The sequence below is a fragment of the Asticcacaulis sp. AC466 genome (assembly GCF_000495815.1).
GTDB lineage: Bacteria > Pseudomonadota > Alphaproteobacteria > Caulobacterales > Caulobacteraceae > Asticcacaulis.
The window spans coordinates 1-6303 of sequence record NZ_AWGE01000032.1; the positions used below are offsets into that span (position 1 = coordinate 1).

Here is a 6303-nt window from a genome sequence, read left to right on the forward strand (position 1 = left end):
TCGCACCGGCCTGCTGCAGGACAAGGGCCGTCTTATCATTGCTGATCCGCCCATCCGGCAGCGTATTGGTGAAGTCACCGAACCAGACACTTGCAGTGGACTGTGGCGCGGTAGGCGTTGCGGCGCAAGCTGGAGCCCCGAATAGCCGCAGCTCAAGCGGCGGAAGCCACTGCCGTCATTACAGGCCGCACACCCGAGCCAAATTTACACGGTTCTTGCGGGTCTCCAGCTAGGCCGGCATAAAGCATGCCGAAGAGTGTAACCCCTGACACCAGGCGGTGATCTATCAACATGGGCGACCTACAAAATGGACCCCGAGGCAGCATGATACGACCTGAGGTCAGTCCAGAAAAGTTACCATTCTATTATATGAGTTTGCCAAGCGGGCTACTTCGAAGACGCCGCCGCTGGATGTTTTAATTTACGGCCTAATGCACGGAATGGAAAAAACGGTCCCAGCGCAGATTCAACCAGGTCCAGGGCTTCCAAATTGATGAGCCCGGCTTCCACGACATGAGAACCATGACCACGCGCCCTTCCAGATTTTCGGCTGGAAGGAATCCTATGCCCGGGCCGTAAGGGCTGTCAGGTGCAAAGCGACTATCGAGCGAATTGTCGCGATTGTCGCCCATGACAAAATAATGCCCGGCGGGCACCGTAAAGACGGGAGTCTCGCGTCCGCGATTCTGGCCCGAGTCCGTTTGAATGAGGTACGAGCGACCACTCGTCAGTGTCTCCTGTTGAACGGTCAGCTGCGTGGCGGTCTTGTCGGCGCTTGCGGTTGGCATATTGTTCAGGACAACGGCCGAGCCGTTTACATAAAGCCGGCCGGCATGCATCTGTACCTTATCGCCGGGTATACCTACAATTCGCTTGGCGGAGTGGAGGTTCTTAGGGCCGCCAAGATGAAACACAACGACGTCGCCGCGCGTGGCGACTTTTTCGAAAATTCTCCCCTTTATTGCATCGATGGTAATAGGGGGTGAGTACCTAGAATACCCGTAATCCGACTTCGAAATGAGCATATAATCGCCGACATAGAGGTTTGGCTCCATGGACGATGTCGGAACGGTAAAGGGTTGTATTAGAAGGGTACGCACTAGAATCGCCACGATGAGCGCCGCAACCACGATGCCGACGGTCCTTCTGAGCCGCTTCTTTTTAAGTTCCGCGTCGGACGGCAAGGCTGCGGCGGGCGACGCCTCGGCAGCAGGGGCACCGGTAGCGGGGGCAGCAGGGGCGTTGGTTGCCGGTGTGTCGGGTGTCGAAGATGTTGCGTTCGTGGTCATGCTCGAAGCGCGCCTTTTGCGTTAACTATCAACTGCAATGACCCGCGCATTAGGTCAGCAAATTGAAAGGTCTATTGATGACAGTTGTGTCGTTTAACGCGCCCTTGGTCGCGCTATAACCGACATGCAATCTGCCTAATGGGGCTGATGGGCGGGCCGTCTAGCCCGCACGATATCCTACGCCAGGTGCAATTGTGGGCGGGGTCGTCAGGGTGGCGGGCGGGTTCGTTGAAATTGCCCCCGGCGCCTCGTCCGATGGTGGCGCAATATCCTTTTGGGCGTCGGCGAGCGCGCTCTTGACCGCCGGGGAATTGCCCGGCGCATTGGTCGCCTCGGCGATCGCGCCGGTGACCTGTTCTGGCGTCGCACCGTTTTCAATGCCTGCAACCGCGCCAGCATCAATGCCGGCCTTTATCGCAGCCCGCGCGGCGCCTTGGTGCCCGCGCGCTGTGGCTTCATTAGCCTTGGCAACTTCGGAAAGCTGTACAGACAAGGCCAGGTTTTGCGGATTGAGGAAGCCGGGATCAACCACGGGCCCAGCCAGCAATATGCCGATCACGAGAGCAATCAGGCCCGGTCTAAATTCCCACTTCTGCATACCACATCCCTTAAAGCGAAGCGCAGTCGCGCCTGTCGCATATTGTTTGGTGTCCGACAAGTACTTATGCCCATCAGGCAGTCGTTCGGTACAATAGGTTACCAATACATTAATTTCCAGGCGAGGACAAGGGGGCTTTGCGCGGGAAGGCTTTCCAATAGCTGTCGAATTCCCCAATTCAAGTCCGAATATGGTTAAGGTTAACTTTGTAAGCCGCGATAAACTGCTGAAGTGGACCGATTTAAGGGGTGTATAATTGTCGTAAATTAACTTTAAACGTTCACTTAAGGACGAGTAAACGCCGCTCAATATCAGTATATATTCATTAACTACATATAATTACTGATCATTAATGATAAATATTAGCGTGAATTTGACTCCTTTCTGAGATTATTTGTGCACAGGTCAGGTGTATCTCATGAAACTCGCGCATAAATATTCTGTTATCAATTGTAGCGGCTTGGTATTGCTGTCTATCCTTGGCCTCTCGGCGTGTTCAACCCTGCCGGAACGTAAGGCGCCAACCGTAAACCTGGCCGTTGCCGGTATGGCAATGCAGACAACTGTGAGGGGTGGCGACAAGTGGATGCCATTGGGTGGTCGCATGTTGGCGCCGACAGGCTTTTTAGAGATGTGCGAACGGTCCCCGCAGGATTGCGCCGCCACGCCTGATCAAGATACGTCCGTTATTCGGGTTGAGGCGGAGGCGATGCTGGCGCGGAAAACCCAACTGGCCTATGCCGCCGTTCGCGGTGCATCTGAAGACGCTTTCCCTGCGTCGACCAGGCGTGCGTCGGATATGCCTCGAGCGCGTCGGATCGTTCAGGCATCGCCCCAAATGACGCTTGTGGCGATCAACGACTATGCTGACGAGGGAGAAAAGCTTCCGGCGTTGACCGGCGGCACCGTCCCATTGAGAGAGCCATTAGGGGCGGGCGTAGAACTAAGAGTATTCGCTTGGGCGGATAAGCCTATGGGAGCGTGGCATATTTTTTCGTCTAATGGCGACGATGTTACGAACCCGCCACTCAATTCATCAACAGTTGACGTGGCTGAGATGCAACCCTCAGGCCAAGGTACCAGCTCTCCTGCAAAGGATGCGGGTGGCATGATTGCCATTGGAAAAGATCGCGACGCGTTGAAAACGCTGCAGCGGGTAAATGGCGACGTCAATGCGACACTTGTTTCGGACACGGACCAGGATATCTATCAGGTTAATGACTATTGGAACGCGCCCGGACTCGTTAAGGGCAATCGCGCGGACTGCGAAGATTATGCTTTGCAAAAGCGTCGGGAGCTGGTGCGGCTGGGGATGCCGGCGGCTGCGATGGGCATAGCCATTGTTCGGACTCGCACTGGCGAAAGCCACGCCGTCCTTGTCGTTGCGACGACGGATGGTGACTATGTGCTGGACAACCTGTCCTACAGTGTCAAGAGGTGGAACCAGACAGGCTACACCTGGGTTTCTCGGCAGCTTGCAACAGAGGGTCTTACCTGGGTTTCTTTGCGCGACACGAGCGGTCGGTAGGAAAGGTTCCAGCCGCCACCGGCACAGCCTGCTCGGCTCAGTTGTTTATATTGGCTTGGTTCAGCGCCCAATCGGCTTCTTTGCGGCTTTCGCGCGCCCGAATTATCAGGTTGGCTGCGAATTTGGCATTGGTGTCGTGCAGGGTCGGGGCCAGCCTTTTCATAAACGCCAAGCCTGCTTCGCGCGTCGTGTAAAGGTTGGCCTCTCGAATGGCCATTCGACGAATGTCTGCGGGTAGTGCTCCCCAGTTAGAGAACACGGCCTGAAGACGTCCATCGTGAGCGTCCGGCGAGAAGGGGGCGACGGAATACGATTGTCGCAGGGCGTCGACGGCGCGTGGCGATAAAGTGTTATCAGCCGATTGATAAGCGTAAGCGAGTAAGAGCCAATTTTCCGCCCGCCGAGGGGCCGCGTTGACGGCTTTTTTTGCCCAGGCTATTTTATCTGCCGCGACGGGGGCGGCAGCGGCACGGGCATAATAGGTTTCCGAGAACGGAAACGCGATGGGGCCGGAGAGGGGAAGCGCCGTCTGCCAGAGGGCCGTGGCGCATATTGCGCAGGTAATTAAGGTGGCTACGCGCATAACGCTTGTGCACATGCGCATCTTGGCGAGACTGAGGTTCATGCGTGCCCGTAACATGTTCGCAACTATGAGCCAAGAGGCGCTGAGATCGCCTGCCATAGGATTGTCCCGCTTGATGGGGGCGCTCGCAGTCTTGTTTACTGTCGTGCGTAAGCTGTAATTCCGTTAATACACCCTTTGCGCTTGAGGTGCTATGTATATGGGCATAGTATAAACATCAACATTAACACGTTTGGTAGTCATTTGTCATTTCTAGGTGCGTTACTGAGGGGGCGAAAGCCATTAGAGGCGCGGATCAAGCGCTTAACCTATGCGGTGGGCGACATCCATGGTCGCTTGGACCTCATGGAGAAAATGCTACAAAAAATTAAATCGGATGCTGCCTTGAGCCAAGAGAGGCCCTTGATTGTGTTCTTGGGGGATTATGTTGATAGAGGTCCACATTCGAAGGGCGTGTTGGATGGCATTTTAGCCTTACAGAACGCAGAATGGTGTGATGTGGAATTTTTGATGGGCAATCATGAAGAGATTTTGCTCAAATTCCTGAACGATCCTTCGGCGGGCCTTTCATGGTCTGATCATGGCGGTGCGGCCACTTTGGCCTCATATGGAATATCTCTGCCCCATCTCAGATCTGACCCGCTTGCCTGGAACGAGACACGAGATGAATTTGCTCGGGCTCTGCCGGACAGTCACCGCCAATTAATGGCGCAAATGAAAATGCTGGTAATTGTGGACGACTATTTGTTCGTCCACGCGGGCGTCCGGCCCAATACGCCTCTGGACGATCAGGGGGCTGAAACCTTTCTGTGGATCAGGACGCCGTTTCTGACTGTCGATAAGGCCTGCAAGTACGTGGTTGTTCATGGTCATACGCCTGAAGAGGCGCCGACAAACACCAGATGGCGTATAGGTTTGGACACTGGCGCTTACGCGACCAGCGTCTTGACGGCGGTGCGACTTAAAGATAACACGCGGACTATATTTCAGGTGATGTAACCGAACGGTCTTTTGCTGCGTTGTTTTAACTCAATTTTTGATATAGGTTGCGCCGCACAAGAGCGTGGAATGCGCTTATGGAGTCCATGATGATTTCAAAGAAATCAGTTTTCTTATTTCTGGCTCTGCTTATGGCCTCGCTTTGGGGGCAGATGAGCTTTGCCCAGAATGCGCAACCGCCTATGGCCACGCCGCCGGCTGCCCAGGCACCGGCAACAGCGACAGGTGTTTATGAGTATCGCCTGGGGTCCGGTGACAAAATCCGGATGCTGGTGTTCGGAGAAGAAAAGCTAGGCGGTGAGTTCATGATCGCAGGTGACGGGAAGGTCTCGTTGCCGCTGATCGGTGATATGCATGCGGCGGGACTGACGGCGGCAGAGTTTCAGGCCAACATAGTCGCGGCCTATAAGCAGGGCTATCTGAATGATCCCAAGGTCAATATTGAAGTTCTGTCGTTCCGGCCGTTTTATATCCTGGGCGAAGTCAATCGCCCGGGGGAATATCCCTACAGCAACGGCATTACCGTCGTAAATGCTGTCGCTCTGGCGCAAGGATTTACCTATAGAGCGAACCAAAAGAAGGTCTATATCCGCCACGCCAACGAGGTGCGCGAGCAGCAGGTGCCGCTCACCTCGTCTCTACAGGTGGCGCCTGGTGATACTGTCCGGATTTCCGAGCGATATTTTTAGCGCTTGGGTGCCGTCCTTTTTACTCGCGTATTCAACCCAGGCTTAACGGCTGACATATACCCGACGGGATTTCCTGCACCAGAGTATTCTGACACCACGCCGCATACCCTGCGGATCCATTAAAATTTTCAGGCACTGTAACGGTGCGCGAGGCTTCTATGACCCAATCGAAATTGTTGACTGCCGTCATCCCCGCTATTTTGTTCTTCCCGGGCTTCGCGCTCGCAGATACGTCAAATTTCGGTCGTGATCGCAATGTGTCCGTCGCCGATCGCATGCCGGACGAATATCGGCCGCTTGGTTTGCGTCTCGGCGCATTCATGTTGGCGCCGAAGCTTGAACTGGGTGTCGCATCGAACGATAACGTCCTCTACCGGCCGACGGACACCGTATCGGACACGCTTATCAGCGCGATGCCGTCGGCCACGCTGACATCAAACTGGAGCAGGCACGCGCTCTCAGCCTCGGCATCGGTCGATTCTGAGAGCTACTCGAAATACTCAGATCAAAACACGACGCAGTGGACGGTGGGCGCCGCCGGTCGTCTGGACATACAGCGCAATAGCAATCTCTTTGCTAACGCCTCCTATGGCCAGCGGTACGAGGCCTTGTACGAT

General features: G+C 55.0%; 8 protein-coding genes. 5 read left to right on the plus strand and 3 right to left on the minus strand.

Going from position 1 to position 6303, the window contains the following annotated elements; translation table 11 throughout:
* Window positions 1–428 precede the first annotated feature (428 nt).
* Window positions 429–1130 (minus strand): signal peptidase I, encoded by a 702-nt coding sequence (gene lepB / locus AEAC466_RS0122990; protein WP_235074377.1) that lies wholly within the window; start codon window positions 1128–1130, stop codon window positions 429–431.
* Here lepB and AEAC466_RS45085 point away from each other — a divergent pair.
* Window positions 1114–1314, plus strand: a complete 201-nt coding sequence (locus AEAC466_RS45085; protein WP_023460260.1) for a hypothetical protein — start codon at window positions 1114–1116, stop codon at window positions 1312–1314. The two genes, lepB and AEAC466_RS45085, sit on opposite strands and share 17 nt — an antisense overlap.
* A 135-nt stretch (window positions 1315–1449) precedes the next feature.
* Here the strand turns inward: AEAC466_RS45085 and AEAC466_RS43200 are convergent, their stop codons facing one another.
* Entirely contained in the window at window positions 1450–1887 is a 438-nt protein-coding gene (locus tag AEAC466_RS43200) for a hypothetical protein (RefSeq protein WP_023460261.1), read from the minus strand.
* A gap of 418 nt (window positions 1888–2305) precedes the next feature.
* Between AEAC466_RS43200 and AEAC466_RS44030 the strand changes: the two genes are divergently transcribed.
* Complete coding sequence (locus AEAC466_RS44030; RefSeq protein WP_023460262.1) at window positions 2306–3415, plus strand: transglutaminase-like cysteine peptidase; 1110 nt, start codon at window positions 2306–2308, stop codon at window positions 3413–3415.
* Between the two features lie 37 nt (window positions 3416–3452).
* On the opposite strand, the gene AEAC466_RS44690 is transcribed toward AEAC466_RS44030, so the two are convergent.
* Window positions 3453–4097: a hypothetical protein gene (locus AEAC466_RS44690; protein ID WP_155913911.1), complete on the minus strand. Its 645-nt coding sequence runs from the start codon at window positions 4095–4097 to the stop codon at window positions 3453–3455.
* A 144-nt stretch (window positions 4098–4241) separates the two neighbouring features.
* Between AEAC466_RS44690 and AEAC466_RS43215 the strand changes: the two genes are divergently transcribed.
* From AEAC466_RS43215 to AEAC466_RS0123000, 3 genes are all read left to right on the plus strand, one after another.
* Window positions 4242–4997: a metallophosphoesterase family protein gene (locus AEAC466_RS43215; protein ID WP_235074378.1), complete on the plus strand. Its 756-nt coding sequence runs from the start codon at window positions 4242–4244 to the stop codon at window positions 4995–4997.
* Window positions 4998–5128: 131 nt separating this feature from the next.
* On the plus strand, window positions 5129–5686 hold the full coding sequence (locus AEAC466_RS43220) for a polysaccharide biosynthesis/export family protein (RefSeq protein WP_155913913.1): 558 nt from the start codon (window positions 5129–5131) through the stop codon (window positions 5684–5686).
* 158 nt (window positions 5687–5844) lie between these two features.
* On the plus strand, window positions 5845–6303 hold a 459-nt coding region (locus AEAC466_RS0123000), incomplete at its 3' end, for an outer membrane beta-barrel protein (protein WP_031239675.1).

What these genes read in the sequence shown, in the direction of transcription:
- AEAC466_RS43200 (WP_023460261.1), bottom strand. Translation starts at nt 1,887, where the DNA reads ATGCAGAAGTGGGAATTTAGACCGGGCCTGATTGCTCTCGTGATCGGC.
- AEAC466_RS44690 (WP_155913911.1), bottom strand. Translation starts at nt 4,097, where the DNA reads ATGGCAGGCGATCTCAGCGCCTCTTGGCTCATAGTTGCGAACATGTTA.
- AEAC466_RS45085 (WP_023460260.1), top strand. Translation starts at nt 1,114, where the DNA reads ATGAGCGCCGCAACCACGATGCCGACGGTCCTTCTGAGCCGCTTCTTT.
- AEAC466_RS44030 (WP_023460262.1), top strand. Translation starts at nt 2,306, where the DNA reads ATGAAACTCGCGCATAAATATTCTGTTATCAATTGTAGCGGCTTGGTA.
- AEAC466_RS43220 (WP_155913913.1), top strand. Translation starts at nt 5,129, where the DNA reads ATGGCCTCGCTTTGGGGGCAGATGAGCTTTGCCCAGAATGCGCAACCG.